The 18,069-nt window shown below is 54.2% G+C and carries 19 protein-coding genes; 13 read left to right on the plus strand and 6 right to left on the minus strand.

Annotated elements, in window-relative coordinates:
- Positions 1–3 precede the first annotated feature (3 nt).
- Positions 4–1,179, plus strand: a complete 1,176-nt coding sequence (gene uxuA / locus QT230_RS01755) for a mannonate dehydratase (protein WP_308319767.1) — start codon at positions 4–6, stop codon at positions 1,177–1,179.
- A gap of 51 nt (positions 1,180–1,230) precedes the next feature.
- The gene (locus QT230_RS01760; protein WP_308319768.1) at positions 1,231–2,439 is read left to right on the plus strand and encodes an amino acid deaminase; all 1,209 of its coding nucleotides are present in this window, start codon (positions 1,231–1,233) and stop codon (positions 2,437–2,439) included.
- Between the two features lie 36 nt (positions 2,440–2,475).
- On the opposite strand, the gene QT230_RS01765 is transcribed toward QT230_RS01760, so the two are convergent.
- The 4 genes from QT230_RS01765 to QT230_RS01780 all read right to left on the minus strand — a co-directional run bounded on the left by QT230_RS01765 (position 2,476) and on the right by QT230_RS01780 (position 6,268).
- Positions 2,476–3,174, minus strand: coding sequence for an HAD-IA family hydrolase (locus QT230_RS01765; protein WP_308319769.1), 699 nt, complete (start codon positions 3,172–3,174; stop codon positions 2,476–2,478).
- Complete coding sequence (locus tag QT230_RS01770) at positions 3,171–4,145, minus strand: D-glycerate dehydrogenase (protein ID WP_308319770.1); 975 nt, start codon at positions 4,143–4,145, stop codon at positions 3,171–3,173. Before QT230_RS01770 ends, QT230_RS01765 begins: the two co-directional genes overlap by 4 nt.
- A gap of 37 nt (positions 4,146–4,182) precedes the next feature.
- Positions 4,183–5,166, minus strand: coding sequence for a sugar kinase (locus tag QT230_RS01775; RefSeq protein ID WP_308319771.1), 984 nt, complete (start codon positions 5,164–5,166; stop codon positions 4,183–4,185).
- An 85-nt stretch (positions 5,167–5,251) separates the two neighbouring features.
- Positions 5,252–6,268, minus strand: coding sequence for a substrate-binding domain-containing protein (locus QT230_RS01780; protein ID WP_308319772.1), 1,017 nt, complete (start codon positions 6,266–6,268; stop codon positions 5,252–5,254).
- 131 nt (positions 6,269–6,399) lie between these two features.
- Between QT230_RS01780 and QT230_RS01785 the strand changes: the two genes are divergently transcribed.
- The 5 genes from QT230_RS01785 to QT230_RS01805 all read left to right on the plus strand — a co-directional run bounded on the left by QT230_RS01785 (position 6,400) and on the right by QT230_RS01805 (position 11,137).
- Positions 6,400–7,209: a methyltransferase domain-containing protein gene (locus tag QT230_RS01785; protein WP_308319773.1), complete on the plus strand. Its 810-nt coding sequence runs from the start codon at positions 6,400–6,402 to the stop codon at positions 7,207–7,209.
- A complete protein-coding gene (locus QT230_RS01790; protein WP_308319774.1) occupies positions 7,206–8,231 on the plus strand; it encodes a methyltransferase in 1,026 nt (341 codons plus the stop codon). The genes QT230_RS01785 and QT230_RS01790 overlap by 4 nt, the downstream gene beginning before the upstream one ends.
- A 190-nt stretch (positions 8,232–8,421) precedes the next feature.
- Positions 8,422–9,165, plus strand: a complete 744-nt coding sequence (locus QT230_RS01795; protein ID WP_308319775.1) for an SDR family oxidoreductase — start codon at positions 8,422–8,424, stop codon at positions 9,163–9,165.
- 22 nt (positions 9,166–9,187) lie between these two features.
- Positions 9,188–10,030, plus strand: coding sequence for a fumarylacetoacetate hydrolase family protein (locus QT230_RS01800; protein ID WP_308319776.1), 843 nt, complete (start codon positions 9,188–9,190; stop codon positions 10,028–10,030).
- A 378-nt stretch (positions 10,031–10,408) separates the two neighbouring features.
- On the plus strand, positions 10,409–11,137 hold the full coding sequence (locus QT230_RS01805; RefSeq protein ID WP_308319777.1) for an SIMPL domain-containing protein: 729 nt from the start codon (positions 10,409–10,411) through the stop codon (positions 11,135–11,137).
- A 48-nt stretch (positions 11,138–11,185) separates the two neighbouring features.
- Here the strand turns inward: QT230_RS01805 and greB are convergent, their stop codons facing one another.
- Entirely contained in the window at positions 11,186–11,716 is a 531-nt protein-coding gene (gene greB / locus QT230_RS01810) for a transcription elongation factor GreB (protein ID WP_308319778.1), read from the minus strand.
- Between the two features lie 228 nt (positions 11,717–11,944).
- On the opposite strand from greB, the gene QT230_RS01815 reads away from it, so the two are divergent.
- The 6 genes from QT230_RS01815 (at position 11,945) to cysN (ending at position 17,171) form a co-directional block, all read left to right on the plus strand.
- Entirely contained in the window at positions 11,945–12,604 is a 660-nt protein-coding gene (locus tag QT230_RS01815) for a TRAP transporter TatT component family protein (RefSeq protein ID WP_308319779.1), read from the plus strand.
- Between the two features lie 72 nt (positions 12,605–12,676).
- Positions 12,677–13,366 carry an NUDIX domain-containing protein gene (locus QT230_RS01820; RefSeq protein ID WP_308319780.1) on the plus strand — a complete coding sequence of 230 codons (690 nt, stop codon included), beginning with the start codon at positions 12,677–12,679 and terminating at the stop codon, positions 13,364–13,366.
- A gap of 2 nt (positions 13,367–13,368) precedes the next feature.
- Complete coding sequence (locus QT230_RS01825; RefSeq protein WP_308319781.1) at positions 13,369–13,815, plus strand: DUF1249 domain-containing protein; 447 nt, start codon at positions 13,369–13,371, stop codon at positions 13,813–13,815.
- Positions 13,815–14,561: a metallophosphoesterase gene (locus tag QT230_RS01830; RefSeq protein WP_308319782.1), complete on the plus strand. Its 747-nt coding sequence runs from the start codon at positions 13,815–13,817 to the stop codon at positions 14,559–14,561. Before QT230_RS01825 ends, QT230_RS01830 begins: the two co-directional genes overlap by 1 nt.
- 174 nt (positions 14,562–14,735) lie before the next feature.
- Complete coding sequence (gene cysD / locus QT230_RS01835; RefSeq protein WP_308319783.1) at positions 14,736–15,728, plus strand: sulfate adenylyltransferase subunit CysD; 993 nt, start codon at positions 14,736–14,738, stop codon at positions 15,726–15,728.
- Positions 15,729–17,171: a sulfate adenylyltransferase subunit CysN gene (gene cysN, locus QT230_RS01840; RefSeq protein ID WP_308319784.1), complete on the plus strand. Its 1,443-nt coding sequence runs from the start codon at positions 15,729–15,731 to the stop codon at positions 17,169–17,171.
- A 69-nt stretch (positions 17,172–17,240) separates the two neighbouring features.
- Here the strand turns inward: cysN and QT230_RS01845 are convergent, their stop codons facing one another.
- On the minus strand, positions 17,241–18,050 hold the full coding sequence (locus QT230_RS01845; RefSeq protein ID WP_308319785.1) for a substrate-binding domain-containing protein: 810 nt from the start codon (positions 18,048–18,050) through the stop codon (positions 17,241–17,243).
- Between the last annotated feature and the right edge of the window lie 19 nt (positions 18,051–18,069).

An 18,069-nucleotide genomic window follows, 5' to 3' on the forward strand; every position in this document is an offset into this window, starting at 1 on the left:
CTCATGGAGCATACTTGGCGCTGGTTCGGCCCTAATGATGCGATTCGCTTAGAAGAAATTTGCCAGACAGGCGCAACTGGCATCGTTTCGGCCCTGCATGAGGTGCCCAATGATCAGGTGTGGTCGGTTGAGGCGATCCGTGAACGTCAGAAGATGATCGAAGCGGCTGGCCTGACATGGTCAGTGGTGGAGAGCGTACCGGTACATGAGGCGATCAAGAAAGGCTTACCCGAACGTGACGCGCTGATCGCTACTTACTGCCAGACGCTGCGTAATCTAGCGGCCTGCGGTATCGACACTGTCTGCTACAACTTTATGCCGGTGCTGGACTGGACGCGTACCGATCTGACCTATCAATTACCCGATGGCGCTTTGGCGCTGCGCTTTGACCAAGTGGCGTTTGCTGCGTTTGATCTTTATTTGCTTCAACGACCGGAGGCTGAGAAAGCGTATAGCGCTGAGGAGAAGGCTCAAGCAAGCCGCTATCTGGAGGGGTTAGATAGCGCCGGCCGCGAAAAATTAGTCAATACGCTGATCGCAGGGCTGCCGGGCGCCGAAGAGCACTACACCCTGGAGCAGTTTCGCGCTGTACTGGAAGGGTACGCCGATATTGACGCAGCTCGGCTGCGGGAGAACCTAGGCTACTTTCTGCAGGCGGTGATTCCGGTAGCAGAAGAGGTGGGCATTCGTATGGCTATTCACCCAGATGACCCACCACGTCCACTGCTGGGCCTGCCCAGAGTCGTTTCAACTCGCGAAGATGCTCAATGGATTATCGATCACGTGCCCAGTCCGGCCAATGGTTTGACGCTTTGCACGGGCTCTTACGGCGTTCGTGACGACAATGATCTGGTGGCCATGACCCGCCATTTTGCTCCACATATTCACTTTATCCACCTACGCGCCACGAAGCGTGAAGAGGATACACTTTCATTCCACGAGGCGCCTCATTTGGCTGGCGATGTGGATATGGTGGGAGTGATACATGCTCTAGTAGATGAAGAGCGTCGCCGGGAACGTGAGGGCGGGGCGCGTTTGCCGCTACGTCCTGATCACGGTCATCAACTGCTGGATGATCAACAGCGCAACACGGCACCGGGATACCCCCTCTACGGGCGCCTGCGCGGCCTGGCCGAACTGCGCGGAGTGGAGTTAGCGGTGAGGCAGTTAACTGGCTGATAGCATATGCTTTATAGTAAAAACTGCATTTTTCAGAAGGCCTAAAGATTCATGCAAACAACAGCGTTAGCGGTAGATAAAGGGAGTGTGGAGCTTAGTTCCCACTTGTTGTCGGGTGTCAGTCTGCCTGCAGCTGTTATCCATGAAGGTGCGCTAGAGCATAATCTCGCGTGGATGCAGCGATTCGCTGAAGCCCACGGTGCTCGTTTGGCGCCTCATGGTAAAACCACCATGACCCCTGCGCTTTTTCATCGTCAGCTCCAGGCGGGTGCGTGGGGGATTACCTTGGCGACCGCGCCTCAGTGTCGTGCGGCTTTTGCCAATGGCGTTACGCGGCTGTTAATGGCGAATCAGCTTGTCGGGCAGGCCAACATGGCCATCATCGCTAGCCTGCTCGAACAAGGGGCGACGTTTTACTGCATGGTCGATAGTCAGGAGAACGTGCGGCAGCTTGGCCGTTTCTTTGCCGAGCGGGGGTTGGGGCTATCTGTGCTGATCGAAGTAGGCGTGGGAGGCGGGCGTTGTGGCTGTCGCACCCAGCAGCAGATTGTGTCGCTTGCTGAAGCTATTTCAAATGAGCCTGCGCTGTCTCTTGCCGGGTTAGAAGGTTACGAAGGTGTCGTTCACGGAGATGATCCTGAGGCCGGTATTCGCGCCTATGCCAAGTACTTGGTGGAGGTGGCGGTTGAGCTCGAGGCCGCTGGGCGTTTTTCGCAGCCAAATCCTATCGTGACCGCGTCGGGTTCCGCTTGGTATGACGTCATTGCAGAAGCTTTTGATGGAGCTCCGCTCCAGGGCCGATTTACTCCTGTGCTTCGCCCTGGTTGCTACGTCGTCCACGATCATGGGCTTTATCGCGAGGCGCAATCCGCCGTGCTTAACCGTCGGCCCGATTTGCAGCAGGGGCTTGAGCCGGCACTGGAGGTTTTTGCGCAGGTGCAATCGCTGCCTGAGCCTGGCCTTGCCATTGTAGCGCTAGGCAAGCGCGATATTGGTCATGATCAACTGCCTATGGCGCTGCGTCGTTTTCGGGAAGCGGGGGAGATCTCCCAGCCTTTGTCGGTGGCTGGCTGGGAGGTAACCAAAATAATGGATCAGCACACCTTTGTGCGCCTTCCCAATGAGGCCCAGGATATCGAGGTCGGCGATATCATCGCGTTTGGCGCTTCTCACCCGTGTTTGACCTTTGATAAATGGCGTCAGCTGTTGCTTGTCGACAGTGATTTAAACGTTAAAGAGCGTTTGGCGACCTATTTTTAAAAGATGTTTAGATGGCTGGCCGCTGAGGCACTCATATTACGCCGTTGCTTGTGCCGTTAAGCGTGCGATAGCAGCGGGTAGCTCACTGGCGTGCTGGATGCCAGTCGCGCCTTCAGGCGTTACTTCTTCATCAGGAAAGTGATTGAGGTGAATCACGTGCATACCCGCCGCCAGCCCTGCTTCCACGCCTACCGCCGCATCATCAATCACCACACATGATTGTGGCGCGTAGCCCATAGCAACGGCTGCCTTGCGATAAAGCGCTGGGTCCGGCTTCCAAACGTTCAGGGTATAGGCGCTAAACAGTCTGTCTTCAAAATGGTGCCCTAGCGCGGTGCTCTCTAATGCACAGCGTATTTTAGGTTCGGGGCCATTAGACACAACGGCTTTAGGGTGGTCGCTTAGCTGATCGAGTGCGGCAGGTATACCAGGAATGGCCACAAGCTCTGAGCGCATACGGGCTTCCATGCGGGCCCGCATGGAAGCCTCAAGCTTGGCAAACGCGCCTTCTGCCAATGGTTGAAAGCGGCTTTCAAGCGTTTGCACGATGGTCTGGAAACGTACGCCTCTAAATTCATCCATATATTGCTGTGCCGAGAAGGGCAAACTAAATTCAGGAAGAATATCGCCCATCACTTCAGCAAGCAGTACTTCGCTATCGACGAGCGTGCCGTCACAGTCGAAGAGCAAACAGAGCGGGGAGTATTTAGGCTTAGCGGGAATGGCTGAATTCATTTGCAAACTTCCTCATTAACCAGGCTAATTGGACGTTCACCTTGCAGTGCTAGGCGAATATTATCCACTGCCCGCTGGGCCATGGCATCGCGGGTTTCATGGGTAGCGGAGCCGATATGGGGCAGGGCGACGACATTCGACATAGTAAGTAGAGGGGAAGAGGCAGATAATGGCTCCTGCTCAAATACATCCAGCCCTGCTGCTTTAATCACGCCGTTTTCCAGGGCGTGTATCAAGGCGCTTTCATCAACCACTTTGCCGCGGGCGATATTGATAAAAATGGCGGAGGTCTTCATCAGCGCGAACTGATGCGCGCCAATTAAGTGCTCGGTTTCAGCGGTGAGCGGAACCGTCACACAAACAAAGTCGGCTTCGTTCAATAGCTCGTTAAGTTCATGCCGCTCAGCACCAAGTTCGCGTTCCAGTTCAGGCTTCGGAGAGGCTTTCGAGTAGAGCACCTTCATGCCAAATCCCAGGGCGCCGCGCCTGGCCACCGCCTGACCGATGCGTCCAAAACCCACCATGCCAAGGGTTTTGCCATGCACATCGCTGCCAAACAGCGCCGGACCAATACTGCCCTGCCATTCACCTGCTTTCACCCATTCGGCTAACTCAACGGCGCGCCGTGCTGTGGCCATAATGAGGGTGAAACCGGTATCGGCGGTGGTTTCAGTGAGCACGTCAGGCGTATTGCACAGCATAATGCCGCGCTGGGTCAGCTCATTGACGGGGATGTTGTCATAGCCAACAGAGATGGTGGCAATGGCGGTTAGGTTTGGCGCCGCGTCTAATAACTCAGCCGTAATCGCGAGACCAGACCCGATAATACCATCGGCCTTGGCCAGCAGAGCTTGGTTGGCTGGATCATTCAGCGCCGTGGTTTTCGGCAGTACGTCCACCTCAAACAAATCATTCAGCTCGGCTAGCTGGGCATCGCTGAGTCGTCCTTGAATCACTAGACGTTTTTTCATCGTTATCTCCTTGTTATAAAAATCTAGTAAGCGATTTTTAAGTAGCGGGCTGGCTAGCTTCAAGCGTTTTTAGTTGATTGCGATTTGGCAGACCTTCCATATCACCAATCACCTGAATCGCTTGGGCGCCAATAAGGTTGCCGCGCTGGGCCGCTTGGCGTGCCGTTCCGCCGTCGAGCAGGGCACTAATTACGCCGACAGCGAAGCCATCGCCTGCCCCAACGGTATCTACTACTTCTGCTACGCGGCAACCTGGCATTGCGAAACTCTCCTCCTGCCCGTCTAAGCGGCCGCGATAATAGCTGCCTTCTGGCCCTAGCTTGATAATCACCGCAGAAGCCCCTTGATCTAGATAGTAGCCTGCTATGTCGTAAGGCGTCTTCTGCCCGGTGAGTAACTGGCCTTCTGAAAGCCCCGGCAATACCCAGTCTGACAACGCGGCAAGAGCATTCAGCGTCTTGCGCATAGCGTCTTCGCTATCCCACAGGCTGGGGCGTAAATTAGGGTCAAAAGAGATGCTGGCACCGCTAGCGCGCGCCTTTTTAAGCGCATGGTTAGCAAGTTCACGGGCACTGGTGGAAAGTGCCGGCGGTATGCCTGTGGCATGAACATGGCGCAGGGCTGTGAAATCGATATCGTGGGTGTCAGTGGGGGTTAAGTGGCTGGCGGCACTGCCGCGCCGAAAGTACTCCACCTTAGGGTCTGCACCATTGAGCGCGCGCTCTTTGAAAAGCAGCCCTGTGGGGTGCTGGGTATCGGTGCGCAGGTGACGGCAGTCGAGCCCTTCATTTTCTAAAGTCTGGCGGATGAAGTCGCCAAAGCTGTCATTCCCGACGCGGCTTAACCAACCGACGTGAAAGCCTAGGCGCGCCAAACCAATCGCCACGTTGGTATCGGCACCGGCGATCCGGCGCTGAAAATGCTCAATGTCGCTAAGCTTGCCAGGGGCGTTTGCCACAAACATGGTCATGGCTTCGCCAAAGGTAAGGATTTCAGGTGGGTTAGTGAAAGAGTGGGGCATGGTCAATAATCTCTTTGAGTTGTTTATTTCCATTCAATGGGAACGATACCATTTTTGTGGCGACGTTTACCGTCGCCTTAAAAAATTAACGCTGAGTGGAGCCTCGTTTAATCAGGGTGGGTGCAAAACTTAACGCTATTGGCATCGATAATGCGTTTGGTGTGATCCGGTGCATTAAACACTGAATGGCCGTTTTGCCAATCTCATCGGTGGGTTGGGCAAGGGTGGTAATGCCAGGCGGCACTAGGGCGCACCAATCGAGCTCATCAATCCCCATCAGACCTACCTTACCAAGCGGCAATCCAAGTTGCTGAAAAAGGCGCGTTACCGCTAGGGTGGCAGTGCCATTGCCACAAAGTACCGCGCTGGGTTGCTGGTTGTGAGCCGCTATAAAGCTGCCAAGTGCTTTGAGCGTTGCGGCATCGCCTGGCTGGCTAAGCAGTAACGTTGCGTCGTTTAACCCCCGTTGCTTGGCGCTTTGATTAAAACGAGTCAAACGTAGTTGACGTGTGCTGGATACTTCAAGGGGTTCACTGGCGTATAAAACACTTTCGTATCCCTGAGCAACGAGATGGTCAAGCGCCATATCAATCGCTAAGTGGTTGTCCAGGCCCACAACTTCAGCGTCGATATGGTTGACCTCTCGGTCTAGTAGCACAATCGGTGTTCCCTGAGCGATAAACGTATCAAGCTCTCGTTCAGGACTACCTGCCGCGTTGACTACCAAGCCTTCTACTTGATAGGCGCTAAGCAAGGCTAAATGCTGGCGTTCCAGCTCAGGGTCGTTGTCGGTATTACCCACTAATAGTGAGTAACCGTACTGACGGCACGCTTGCTCGACCCCATGAGTAATGGCGACCGAAAAAGGATTGCGGATATCGGCGACCAGCATTCCAACTAACTTAGAGCGCCCGCCTTTTAATCCGCGCGCCATCTGATTGGGGTGATAGCCGAGGGTATGAGCAGCTTGAGCAATACGCGTCTGAAGAGCGGGCGACAGTCGCTCACGCTCCTCGCCAAAATAGCGCGAGACGCTGGTTTTAGAAGCGCCTGCTAAACGAGCGACTTCAATGATAGTGGAACGGCGCGACTCGGTTGTCATAATGTACTTGAAACAATGGGAACGGTTCCAAGGTAAAAGATTTATCACTTTTGAGCAATTAACATACTGGCAAGCATTCCAATGTTGGCCGGAGTAAACTACTTGGTTTTATTCGACGCTTGGCTGACTGAATGCACCCTACTTACGAACTGACAGAAGCGGGAGACCGCTACTTCGATGGTCTGGCGGACAAATTTTCCCGTTCGCTCTATCAAGCGCCTCGAGGTGAGCTGCGCCTGGCCATGCTCGACTATCTGTTGCCGCAAATGTTGCTGTTAAACGAGCAGAAAGTCCTCGACGTTGGCGGTGGTTTGGGCCAGCAAGCGGCGTGGTTTGCCAAGCGTGGGCATGCGGTGACCATGACTGAGCCCTCAGAAGATATGCTTAGCCACGCCAAGCAGTGGCACTCCGACGACAGCGCGTTACCCCGCGAGTCGATTCGCTACCTTCAGGCGCCAATTCAAACGCTGTCTACACAAGCGCCAGGGCCATGGCCGCTGATTACTTGCCATGCAGTGTTGGAGTGGTTAGGCGACCCGCAAGCAGCATTAGCTAGCCTAGACGCGTTATTAGCGCCCGGTGGGCAACTCAGTTTGATGGTGTTCAACCGTGATGCGTTACGTTTCTCTAATGTGGTGAAAGGCAATCTTGAGAAGGCCTTGAGCGACCGCTTGGCGGGGAAGGGGAAGCGACAACGGTTAACGCCGATCTCACCCGTCAGCCATGCAGAGATTGCTCAGTGGAGCGCTGCGAGCGGCCTGCAGATAGCGTCAGTCGCCGGTATCCGTGTCTTTCAAGATTACTTACGCAAACCGCCAGCAACACCCGTAGAAAATGAAACACTGCTTGCGCTGGAAAAGCAGTACTGCCGACAGGATCCACACTGGCGTTTGGGTCGCTACCTACTCTATACCCTAACCAAACCGGAGACCCTTGTATGAGTGCTCAAGATCCTGCTTGCCAATTGCTCGCACGCCAGCAAGATAATTATGATGCTTTGTGGGTTGTTGGCCCGCCAATAGATAGCTGGCTTGTTGATCGATCAGCCGGGGTGGTGAGCGGTGATCATGACGTTCTCATCGAATGGGCTACTAAAGGCAAGCAAGTCAGGACGCCCTTTGATATCGCGACGGATGACGCACTGGGTAACGGGCAGGATAAAGACATTGTGCTGTTTTGGCCGAAAGCCCACCAACTGGGCATTTGGTGGCTCAAGTGGTTATGTGAACAGCTACCCAGCGGAACGCCGTTTGACATTGTCGGTGCGCACCTGGGAGGAATTAAGCGCGTGCCCCAAATGCTTGAGGAACTGGGGCTGCCATGGGACAAGCGCGATAACGCCCGACGCTGTACGCTATTTGCCTCTCATACCGTTGCCTTAAATTCAGCCAGTGGATCAAGCGACACCGCTTGGCAGACGTTTGAGACGCCAGGGCTAACGCTGGTAAGTCACCCAGGCGTATTCGGTCATGGCAAAGTCGATGAAGGCACGCTGTTAATGTTGGAAAGCCTGGAAAGTAGCTTGCCTAAAAAACCGCTCAAGGTTCTGGATATGGGCTGTGGCGATGGCATTATTAGCGCTTGGTTAGCGCAGCGAGGTCACCTTGTGACCGCCGTGGACGTTAGCGCTTTTGCAGTAGAAGCCTGTAAACGCACCTTAACGGCGAATGGATTAGAAGGGCGCGTGCTGCGTAGCGATGTGTTCAGCGCGCTTGAGGGCGAGCAGTTTGACTGGATTGTCAGCAATCCGCCTTTCCATAAAGAGCGTGATATTAGCTATGGTCCCAGCCAGCGCTTGATTAGCAAAGCGCCTGAGCACCTAAAAACCGGTGGACGTTTGGTCATTGTGGCGAATGGTTTTCTGCCTTATCCCGATCACTTACAGCGCGCTTTTCAAGATTTTCATATTTTGGCGGATAACCGTCGCTTCAAGGTATACACAGCAAAGCAACTAAGCCGCTAGCCCCAGCCGCCAATCAACTTCTACTATAAATGAGGATTCATAAGCCGTTATTTGGCCCTAGGTAAGCTTGCCAGGGCCAAAATTGCTCGTCCACACTCGATTTATTGGTCAAGCTGTCATACAGTCAGATGTTACGACTCTAGGCATGTGCCTACCATTCTGGGTCATGCCGTTACCAGGGATGTGCCACATGAAGCGACTCAACAACAAAAATGCACTGGTCACCGCCGCTGCGAATGGCATTGGACGCGCTACCGCCGAGCGCTTTGTAGCCGAAGGTGCGCGGGTATTTGCAACCGACATCGATATCGCCACGCTAGAAGGAGTGGAGGGCGTTGAAGCGTACTGCCTGGATGTCACGAACAGCAAGGCGATTCATGAACTGGCTAGCTCGCTGCCTAATCTGGACATACTCTTTAACTGTGCGGGTATGGTGGCGGGAGGATCTGTGCTCGAGTGTGATGAAGCCACTTGGCAACGCTCACTGGATCTTAATGTCACCTCTATGTTTCATACCTTGCAGGCTTTTTTACCGGGCATGCTGGTGAATGGGGGCGGCAGTATTATCAATATGGCTTCCCTGGCCTCAAGCGTTAAAGGCGTGGCTAACCGCTGTGCTTATGGGACTTCCAAAGCGGCGGTGATTGGTCTCACCAAATCGGTGGCTGCAGACTTTATGACCCAAGGCATACGCTGTAATGCGATTTGCCCTGGCACGGTTGAATCACCCTCCTTAAAGCAACGTATCGCCGAGCAGGCGCGTAAAGAGGGGCGCAGCGACGCAGACGTGCTGGCGTCTTTTATTGCGCGCCAACCAATGGGCAGGTTAGGGCGAGTGGAAGAGGTCGCCGCATTGGCAACGTTCCTGGCCAGTGATGAATCTGAGTTTATTACGGGTACGGTACAATTGATTGATGGCGGCTGGGCAAACTAATCATTTTAGAAGGTATAACAATATGAAACTTGTACGTTTTGGTTCACCGGGCCAGGAAAAGCCGGGCATTTTAGATGGTCAAGGTAAGGTGCGTGATCTTTCTTCCATCGTGGGCGATATTGCTGGTGATGTACTGGGCGATGCGGGCTTAAAGAAGTTGCGTGATATCGATGTGACGACACTGTCGGAAGTGCCGGACGATACACGTTTTGGGCCCTGTGTCGGTCGGGTCGGCAAGTTTATCTGTATTGGCCTCAACTACTCTGATCATGCGGCTGAAACCGGCGCTGACGTGCCGCCAGAACCGGTTATTTTCAATAAGTGGACCAGCGCGATCTGCGGCCCTAATGACGATGTTGAAATCCCCCGTGGCTCTAATAAGACCGACTGGGAAGTGGAGCTTGGGGTGATTATTGGCAAAGGCGGCCGTTACATTGATGAAGCCGATGCGATGTCCCATGTGGCGGGCTTCTGTGTTGTTAACGATGTGTCTGAACGTGAGTTTCAGTTAGAGCGCAGCGGCACTTGGGATAAAGGTAAAGGCTGCGATACGTTCGGCCCTTTAGGCCCTTGGCTGGTAACGCGCGATGAAGTTGCTGACCCCCATCAGCTGAGTATGTGGCTAGAGGTTGACGGCCACCGCTATCAGGATGGCAATACCCGCACCATGGTCTACCAAGTGCCTTTTCTGATTAGTTACTTGAGCCGTTTCATGAGCTTGCAGCCCGGCGATGTGATTTCAACCGGAACGCCGCCAGGCGTCGGGATGGGGCAGAAGCCGCCTATTTACCTTCGTGATGGGCAGCAAATGCGTTTAGGTATTGAAGGACTTGGTGAGCAGTTGCAGCGGGTCGTACAGGCTTAGCATTGATGGAGGCGCACTCATGCAAGTGCTTGTCTGTAAAAAACCGCACCACTTGGAGCTTGCTCACGCCGATAAACCTAAGTGTTTGCCTGGGCATGCCGTGGTGCGGATTCGCCGTATCGGTATCTGTGGAACGGATATTCATGCTTGTGGCGGCAACTTACTCACCGGGCACCTCTTGCGGGCGTACCCACCCAAATGCCCCAGAGGTGTGATCCGGCTAATCAGGTTATCAAGGCCATGATCTCGATTGACGTTTAATACTTCTTCGTCGTTTGCTCAAACTTTCCACAATCAGCCGCCGACGAAGTTATCTTTAGGGTCTATGATGCAAGTTAGTAGACGTTAATTTAATGGTCGTGGGTGGGAGAGGCTGAAATGGCAGGAAGCGTTCGTACTACAGCGGTACTGGGAAGCGCTGTGTTATTGGGTGGGTTGCTAGCGCTGGGACTGGTTTGGAGCGGTAGCTATATCAAGGGAGCTGCTGAAGTGTGGCAGCAGTCGTCGCGTAGCGTCACGGTGCGCGGCTTGGCTGAGCGTGAAGTGGCGGCGGACTTAGTATTGTGGCCGTTTAACTACAGTGTCAGTGCCAACAGTTTGGGAGAGCTGGAGCAGCAGCTGTCAGAAGACGAGCAGGCAATTCGCGAATTTCTAGATGCTCAAGGATTTTCGTCAGAACACGTTAGCTCGACACCGCCGCGCATTACCGATCAATTTAGCAATCAGTACGGCGGTCAGCGCCCCGATGAGCGTTATCGCGCAGAAGCAACGCTACTGTTGCGTTCGCCTGATGTTGAGAGGGTTATCGAGGCAATTCCCAGTGCGACCTCGCTGGTACGTGAGGGCGTACTGTTGTCGCCCAGCTATGAATACCGCACAGAGTTTTTATTTACCGGACTTGATGCCATAAAGCCTGAAATGATCGCGGCAGCCACGGCGGATGCTCGTAGCGCCGCTCAGCAGTTTGCTGAAGACTCCGGTAGCCAAGTGGGCCAGATCCGCCAAGCCACCCAGGGCTACTTTTCCATTGAAGACCTGGACAGCTATACGCCGCAAACCAAACGTGTGCGCGTTGTCACCACTGTTGACTATGCGCTAGAGGATTAAGCGTTAAAAAACGCGCCATAAGCGAGGTCGGTGATAGCTAAGTTGAGATTAGCCGGTGTAATCGATAGCGGTGATGGTATAAAACGTATCGCCATTAGGGGTAAGTACTTTGGCATCGTCACCGACCTGTTTGCCTAATAGCGCCTTGGCCATGGGGGCATCGATACTGATCCAGCGCTTTTTAGTGTCGATTTCATCGTGGCCAACAATCCTGAGATGAACCTGCCCGCCGTTTTCATCTTCCAGACTCACATAGGCGCCGAAAAATACCTTACTGGTATCGGCAGGTAGGCGGTCGACTACCTGTAATTCATCCAAGCGTTTTGTCAAATAAGTAATCCGGGCAATAACGCGGTTTAACTCTTTCTTGTTATAGGTGTAATCGGCATTTTCACTGCGGTCTCCCTGGGCGGCCGCTTCGCCGACCTTGGCTGAAATGGCCGGGCGTTTAACCCGTGATAGGTGATCTAAAATAGCGCGCAAGCGGGACGCCCCCTCAGCGGTAATCAAGTTGCTCTTTGGGGCTTGACGCGGATCTTTGGCTGGATCGCGCCAGCGGGTCATGTTGCGGCCTTTCATTACCAATTCCCTATCAGGTATTAAGCTATCTACTCTACGTTAAATGCGTGAAGCATACCAAGCAACATGCCGCCGATGAATCATTCAAACGTTCGTTAGATTATTTGCTATATTGGGGGGAGGCCTGCCAGTGATAGATCTAAAGTGATAGGTCTAAAGTGATAGATCTAAGGTGATAGGTCTAGGTAGTCCAAACCTAAGCAGGACAACAATAAATCAGGAGCAACTATGCAAAAACTCTCATTATCCCGTTTAACTTTATCGCGTTTGCTCATCGCCGCTGCCATCGGCGGCACGCTGGCGTTAACACCGTTAACCGCAGCCGCTTTTGAAAGTGAACTGTTCTCGCTAAAGAACCGCTGGGAGTATTCGGTGACGGAGCTGCCTGCCAACGAGCGCGAGAGCACGCTTAAATCGTTGGCGGGTGAAGCAGAACAGCTAGCCAAACAGCACAGCGACGAGGCCGATGTACTGGTCTGGCAGGGGATTATTCTGGCGTCTTATGCCCGTGAGCGCGGTGGTTTAGGTGCGCTTGGCACCGCTGGCGATGCCCGCGAAGTGCTCGAACAGGCGATCAAAATTGATCCACAGGGATTGAATGGCTCGGCCTACGTGACGCTTGGCGCGCTCTATGACCGAGTGCCGGGTCGACCACTCGGTTTTGGCAATAGCGATACCGCAGAGCGCATGTTCCAGCGTGCCTTGGAAATCCGCCCAGACGGTATCGACGTTAACTACTACTATGCCGCCTTTTTACAAGAAGAGGGCAACGATCAGGCGGCTCGTGAACATGCCGAGCGTGCGGTTAACGGCACTGCTCGCGACAACCGGCAAGTGTCAGATGAAGCGCTACGCCGAGATGCCGAGGCGCTGCTCAATCAGCTGTAATCCGCTAACTGAATTGGCATTCCCGGTGGCAAGCATTGATAATAGAACGCTTATCACCACCGGGAGTGCCGCATGCCGACGAGTCCCACTATCTCATCTCTTAGCGTTCCGCTGTTAAAGCGCGACGATGTCGAGCTACTCAAGCGTGAGACGCTGCACCAGGGGTTTTTCCGTTTGGAAGCTCTCGAGCTTCGCCATCGCCTATTTGAAGGGGGGTGGAGCCAGCCCATGCGTCGCGAAGTGCACAATCGCTTTGATGCGGTGGGTGTCCTGCTTTATGACCCCGAGCGCGATTCTTTGGTGCTGATTGAACAATTTCGTGCTGGTGCTATCGATGACGCGGTTTCTCCCTGGAAATTAGAAATCGTCGCCGGTTTAGCCGAAAAAGACGAATCGTTGGAAGACGTGGCCCGCCGTGAAGCGTGGGAGGAGGCAGGTTGTAAAGTAACCGAGCTGACCAAACTTCACACTTATTATCCAAGTCCTGGTGCCTGCAACGAGCAAGTGACCCTATTTTGTGGTTTGGTAGATACCCACGGCCTGGGCGGCATTCACGGCTTAGATGAAGAGCACGAGGATATTCGCGTTCACGTGGTGCCTTTTCCTGCTGCCTGGGAACTCTTACTCCGCGGGCGACTCGACAACGCCATGTGTTTAATTGGTCTACATTGGCTGAATAACCAGCGCGCTTCACTGCGTGCCGCTTCTCAGCGAGCTTTATCGGAAAGTGGAACGACGAGAAGCGAAACAGACAAGGAGTGAACATGGCGAGAATGGCCTATGTCACCGATTTAAAATCGCTCCAAGGGGAGTGCAGCGCCAACTATTTACGTTTGGTGCGGCTGGTGGGCGATATGGAGGCCGGCCAGCGCCGTGATATTGCCCTGCGCGGTAATAAGCAGCACTTTGGAGATTTGCATCTCTATATTCAACAGCAGGCGCCTTACACCACTATGGTGGATGTTTCCCAAACGGGTCCGCTGGATGCCGTTTTGGAAGGGCCGCGGATGCGGGTACACCTCTATCACGATGTGCGAATGGCCGAGGTGACCGACTTTCAGCGCGAGCGCCATTTTAGTGGCCGCTATCGCTACCCTAACGCCCGGATGCACCAGCCGGATGAGAAACTGCAACTCAACCGCTTTTTAGGTGAGTGGCTGGCTCATGGCCTTGCCCATGGTCACACCATTGACGTACCGGAGATGCCCTAATGCGCGTGGTGCAGATTACCGACGCCCACCTTTATGCGGATACCGAAGCGCGCTCCCGCGTGGGTGTTCCTTGGCGGCAGTTTCAGCAGGTGTTGAGTGCCGTTGTCGCCGAGAAGCCCGATATCGTGCTATTTACCGGCGACGTTAGCCAGGACGAGTCAGCCGCTTCCTACGCCTTGGCCGCGCAGGCGATGGAGCAGTTGCCTTGCCCCTGGTACTGGTTGCCGGGGAATCACGACCAGCTCGAATTGATGGCTGCCGAGCGACCAATGGTCGATCAGGTGGATTTGGGACCGTGGTGCATACTGCTGCTTAATACCCAGGTAGAAGGCCAGCCTTACGGGGAACTGGGAAGCGTACGCCTAGCCGAGCTCGCTGAGCAGCTTGAGAAGGATGATCGACCCACGCTAATCGCCATGCACCACCCGCCAGTGGAAGTGGGCGCGGTATGGATGGATGCCATTGGTTTGCAGGATCGTGACGCGTTTTGGCAACTGCTAAGCAGCTACCCTCAGGTCAAAATCGTCTTGTTTGGTCACGTACACCAAGCCTACGCCGAGCACTACTCCTCGGGTGAAATGACCATTGACGTTTTTGGCTGCCCGGCGATGGCGGATCAGTTTCAGCCCGGTGCCGAACAGTTCGCCATTGATGAAGCCTCCCGCCCTGGCTACCGCGTTATTGATTTATGCTGGAGTGAACCCCTCGGAGGCGAGTGGCAGAGCTGGGTCGAACGTCTTGATTGAGCCTTTGGCGCTGCAATCTTAGATGGTTAGGTCATAAAAGAATAAAAAGATAGTTATTAATTCTTTTGGGTTATTATCTACTCGGCGTTACCCTACTCGCATTCGAACGAATTTTTAGAACGTATACCGTTTTCTAGCTTGTGTAACGAGCTTGTTCTTGCGAGGTAATGGGCCATGAGCCAATCTTCCACTCTTTCTTTAGGGGCGCTCGCTGAAAAGTCGCGCTCTTCAGAGCCGCGAAGCGAAGCGTCTGTTACGCCTGATGCTGCGCGATTAACCCACCTCAAGCAATTAGAAGCTGAGTCTATTCATATCATCCGTGAGGTCGCCGCCGAGTTCTCCAATCCGGTGATGATGTACTCCATCGGTAAAGACTCTTCGGTCATGCTGCACTTGGCGCGCAAAGCCTTTTACCCTGGTACGCCGCCATTTCCGCTGCTGCACGTTGACACCACTTGGAAGTTTCGCGAGATGATCGAGTTTCGTAACCGCATGGCGAAAGACGCGGGTATGGAGCTGATCGTACATACTAATGAAGAGGGGCGGGCGGCGAATATCAACCCGTTCGATCAGGGCAGCGCTAAATATACCGATATCATGAAAACCCAGGCGCTCAAGCAAGCGCTGGACAAGCACGGGTTTGATGCGGCCTTCGGTGGCGCCCGCCGAGATGAAGAGGCGTCACGTGCTAAAGAGCGCGTCTATTCGTTCCGCGATAAGTATCACCGTTGGGATCCTAAAAACCAGCGCCCTGAACTGTGGAACGTGTATAACGCCAAGGTTAATAAAGGCGAGTCGATCCGTGTGTTCCCGCTCTCCAACTGGACCGAGCTGGATATCTGGCAGTACATCTATTTAGAGTCGATTCCCATCGTGCCGCTCTACTACTCGGCCAAACGACCCATCGTTGAGCGCGACGGTATGCAAATCATGGTCGATGACGAGCGTATGCCGCTTGCGCCCGGCGAAGTGCCGGAAATGAAGTCGGTACGGTTTAGAACCCTGGGCTGCTACCCGTTGACCGGGGCGGTTGAGTCCGAGGCTGCGACGCTGCCGGAAATTATTCAAGAGATGCTGCTGACCCGCACCAGCGAGCGCAGTGGCCGCGCCATCGACCGTGACCAAGTGGGTTCGATGGAGAAGAAAAAGCGCGAGGGTTATTTTTAAATGTCTCACCAATCTAATTTAATCGCCGACAATATCGAAGAGTACCTGCACGAGCATGAAAATAAAGACCTGCTGCGTTTTATTACCTGCGGCAGCGTCGACGACGGTAAATCGACGCTGATTGGCCGTATGCTCCATGACTCGAAAATGATCTTTGAGGATCAGTTGGCGGCGATCACTCAGGCCTCTAAAACCAGCGGCACGACCGGCGATACCGTTGATTTGGCGCTCTTGGTGGATGGTCTGCAGTCCGAGCGTGAGCAGGGCATTACCATCGATGTGGCGTACCGTTTTTTCTCTACTGATAAGCGCAAGTTTATTATCGCCGATACACCGGGGCATGAGCAGTACACCCGCAATATGGCTACTGGCGCATCAACCGCCAGCTTGGCGATTATTCTGATCGATGCCCGCTACGGCGTGCAGACCCAAACGCGCCGCCACAGCTTTATTGCCGATCTGCTGGGTATTCAGCACTTGGTGATCGCGGTCAATAAGATGGATTTGGTGGACTTCTCTGAGCAGCGCTTTAACGAGATAGTCGACGAGTACCGCGCTTTTGCTGACAACCTACAGGCCCCCGACATTCGCTTTTTGCCCATGTCGGCGCTGAATGGCGATAACGTGGTTAATCGCAGCGAGCAAACGCCATGGTACTTTGCCGGTGGCTATCAGGGGCAAACGCTGATCGAACTGTTGGAAAGCGTCGAGATTACCCGCGATCAGAACCTCAGTGATCTGCGCTTGCCTGTGCAGTACGTGAACCGCCCCAATCTCGATTTCCGCGGTTATTGCGGCACATTATCCGCTGGTGTATTGCGCCCCGGCCAAGCGGTGAAAGCGTTACCATCGGGTAAAACATCGACCGTGGCGCGTGTCGTCACTTATGACGGTGACCTAGCTGCTGCTTATCCCGGTCAGGCCATCACGGTCACCTTGGAAGATGAAATCGATATCTCCCGCGGTGATTGGCTGGTAGCGGCAGATTGCGAGCTGCCGCTTTCCAATACCTTTAAAGCCGATATTGTCTGGATGCATGAAGAGGTTCTTACGCCGGGTAGGCTCTACGATTTCAAGCTGGCGACCCGGGATCTTTCTGGCCAGGTAAGCGCGATTGACTACCAGATTGATGTCAATACCTTGGAGAAGCATACCACTCACTCGCTGGGCTTAAATGCGATTGCCCGCTGCGACGTAGAACTGACTGCTGCCATTCCGGTGGATGACTACCGCACCAGTCCTGGCACCGGTAGCTTTATCATCATTGACCGGTTAACCAACGTCACTGTGGGTGCCGGGATGATTCGTGGTGCCGCAAGCGCTCCAGGCACTGTTTCAAACACGACCGACTGGGCGGCGTTTGAGCGCGACCTGAATGCGCTGGTGCGCAAGCATTTTCCTCACTGGGAAGCGAAAGATATCAGCGACTTATTTAACCGCTGAATGTAAACGCTCAAAGTACAACGGCCCGCCTCTTAAGGCGGGCCGTTGCTATGTGGGCGTTTGGCAAGATTACTCAGCGTTAGGGAAAAACAGCTGCTGGCCATCCACCTTATAATCGGCAATTGCTTGCTGGCCCTGTTCAGAAACCAGCCATTCGTGCCACTGGGCGGCGAGATCATGTTTTAAGTGCGGATGGCGCTCTTCTGAGAGCAGAAGGCTACCGTACTGGTTGAACAGCGCTTCATCACCTTCAAACAGCAGCGTTAAGTCTTGCGGATTTTTAAACGCAACCCAGGTGGCGCGGTCGGTAAGCGTGTAGGCGCCCATAGCCGCAGCGGTATTTATTGTGGGACCCATGCCGCTGCCCAATTCACGGTACCACTCGCCCTGAGGCGTGATCCCTGCATCTTCCCATAAACGCAGTTCGGCGCGGTTGGTGCCGCTATCGTCACCCCGTGAGGCGAAGGGCGACTCGCTTTCAGCAATGAGCTGCATGGCATCGGTAACGGTTTCGCTGCCGCTGATGCCGGCAGGATCATCACTGGGGCCAACGATCACGAAGTCGTTGTACATCACATTAAGACGCTCGGTGGCGTAGCCGTCAGCTACAAACTGCTCTTCGCCCGCGGTATCGTGCACCAGCAGGCTATCGGCATCGCCACGGCGGCCAATTTCAAACGCCTGACCGGTACCTACCGCGACCACGCGCACATCAATGCCGGTTTCTTCGGTAAAGGTGGGAATAATCGCGTCGAACAAACCTGAGTTTTCGGTAGAGGTGGTCGAGGCCAGCGTGATGTAGTCATCGTCTGCCAGCAGCGTGCCGCTCCAGGTCAGTCCTAGCGCACCTGCGGTTAACAATGCGGTTGTCTTGTTCATTGTATGACTCCTTGATCGC

The sequence above is a fragment of the Halomonas sp. SpR8 genome (genome assembly GCF_031010195.1).
In the GTDB taxonomy this organism is placed as follows: domain Bacteria; phylum Pseudomonadota; class Gammaproteobacteria; order Pseudomonadales; family Halomonadaceae; genus Vreelandella.

Bases quoted from the DNA above. Each gene is read 5' to 3' on its own strand.
- QT230_RS01845 (WP_308319785.1), bottom strand. From the start codon at position 18,050: ATGAACAAGACAACCGCATTGTTAACCGCAGGTGCGCTAGGACTGACC.
- QT230_RS01775 (WP_308319771.1), bottom strand. From the start codon at position 5,166: ATGCCCCACTCTTTCACTAACCCACCTGAAATCCTTACCTTTGGCGAA.
- QT230_RS01820 (WP_308319780.1), top strand. From the start codon at position 12,677: ATGCCGACGAGTCCCACTATCTCATCTCTTAGCGTTCCGCTGTTAAAG.
- greB (WP_308319778.1), bottom strand. From the start codon at position 11,716: ATGAAAGGCCGCAACATGACCCGCTGGCGCGATCCAGCCAAAGATCCG.
- QT230_RS01765 (WP_308319769.1), bottom strand. From the start codon at position 3,174: ATGAATTCAGCCATTCCCGCTAAGCCTAAATACTCCCCGCTCTGTTTG.
- QT230_RS01795 (WP_308319775.1), top strand. From the start codon at position 8,422: ATGAAGCGACTCAACAACAAAAATGCACTGGTCACCGCCGCTGCGAAT.
- QT230_RS01805 (WP_308319777.1), top strand. From the start codon at position 10,409: ATGGCAGGAAGCGTTCGTACTACAGCGGTACTGGGAAGCGCTGTGTTA.
- QT230_RS01830 (WP_308319782.1), top strand. From the start codon at position 13,815: ATGCGCGTGGTGCAGATTACCGACGCCCACCTTTATGCGGATACCGAA.
- cysD (WP_308319783.1), top strand. From the start codon at position 14,736: ATGAGCCAATCTTCCACTCTTTCTTTAGGGGCGCTCGCTGAAAAGTCG.
- QT230_RS01780 (WP_308319772.1), bottom strand. From the start codon at position 6,268: ATGACAACCGAGTCGCGCCGTTCCACTATCATTGAAGTCGCTCGTTTA.
- QT230_RS01825 (WP_308319781.1), top strand. From the start codon at position 13,369: ATGGCGAGAATGGCCTATGTCACCGATTTAAAATCGCTCCAAGGGGAG.
- QT230_RS01785 (WP_308319773.1), top strand. From the start codon at position 6,400: ATGCACCCTACTTACGAACTGACAGAAGCGGGAGACCGCTACTTCGAT.
- QT230_RS01760 (WP_308319768.1), top strand. From the start codon at position 1,231: ATGCAAACAACAGCGTTAGCGGTAGATAAAGGGAGTGTGGAGCTTAGT.
- QT230_RS01790 (WP_308319774.1), top strand. From the start codon at position 7,206: ATGAGTGCTCAAGATCCTGCTTGCCAATTGCTCGCACGCCAGCAAGAT.
- uxuA (WP_308319767.1), top strand. From the start codon at position 4: ATGGAGCATACTTGGCGCTGGTTCGGCCCTAATGATGCGATTCGCTTA.
- cysN (WP_308319784.1), top strand. From the start codon at position 15,729: ATGTCTCACCAATCTAATTTAATCGCCGACAATATCGAAGAGTACCTG.
- QT230_RS01770 (WP_308319770.1), bottom strand. From the start codon at position 4,145: ATGAAAAAACGTCTAGTGATTCAAGGACGACTCAGCGATGCCCAGCTA.
- QT230_RS01800 (WP_308319776.1), top strand. From the start codon at position 9,188: ATGAAACTTGTACGTTTTGGTTCACCGGGCCAGGAAAAGCCGGGCATT.
- QT230_RS01815 (WP_308319779.1), top strand. From the start codon at position 11,945: ATGCAAAAACTCTCATTATCCCGTTTAACTTTATCGCGTTTGCTCATC.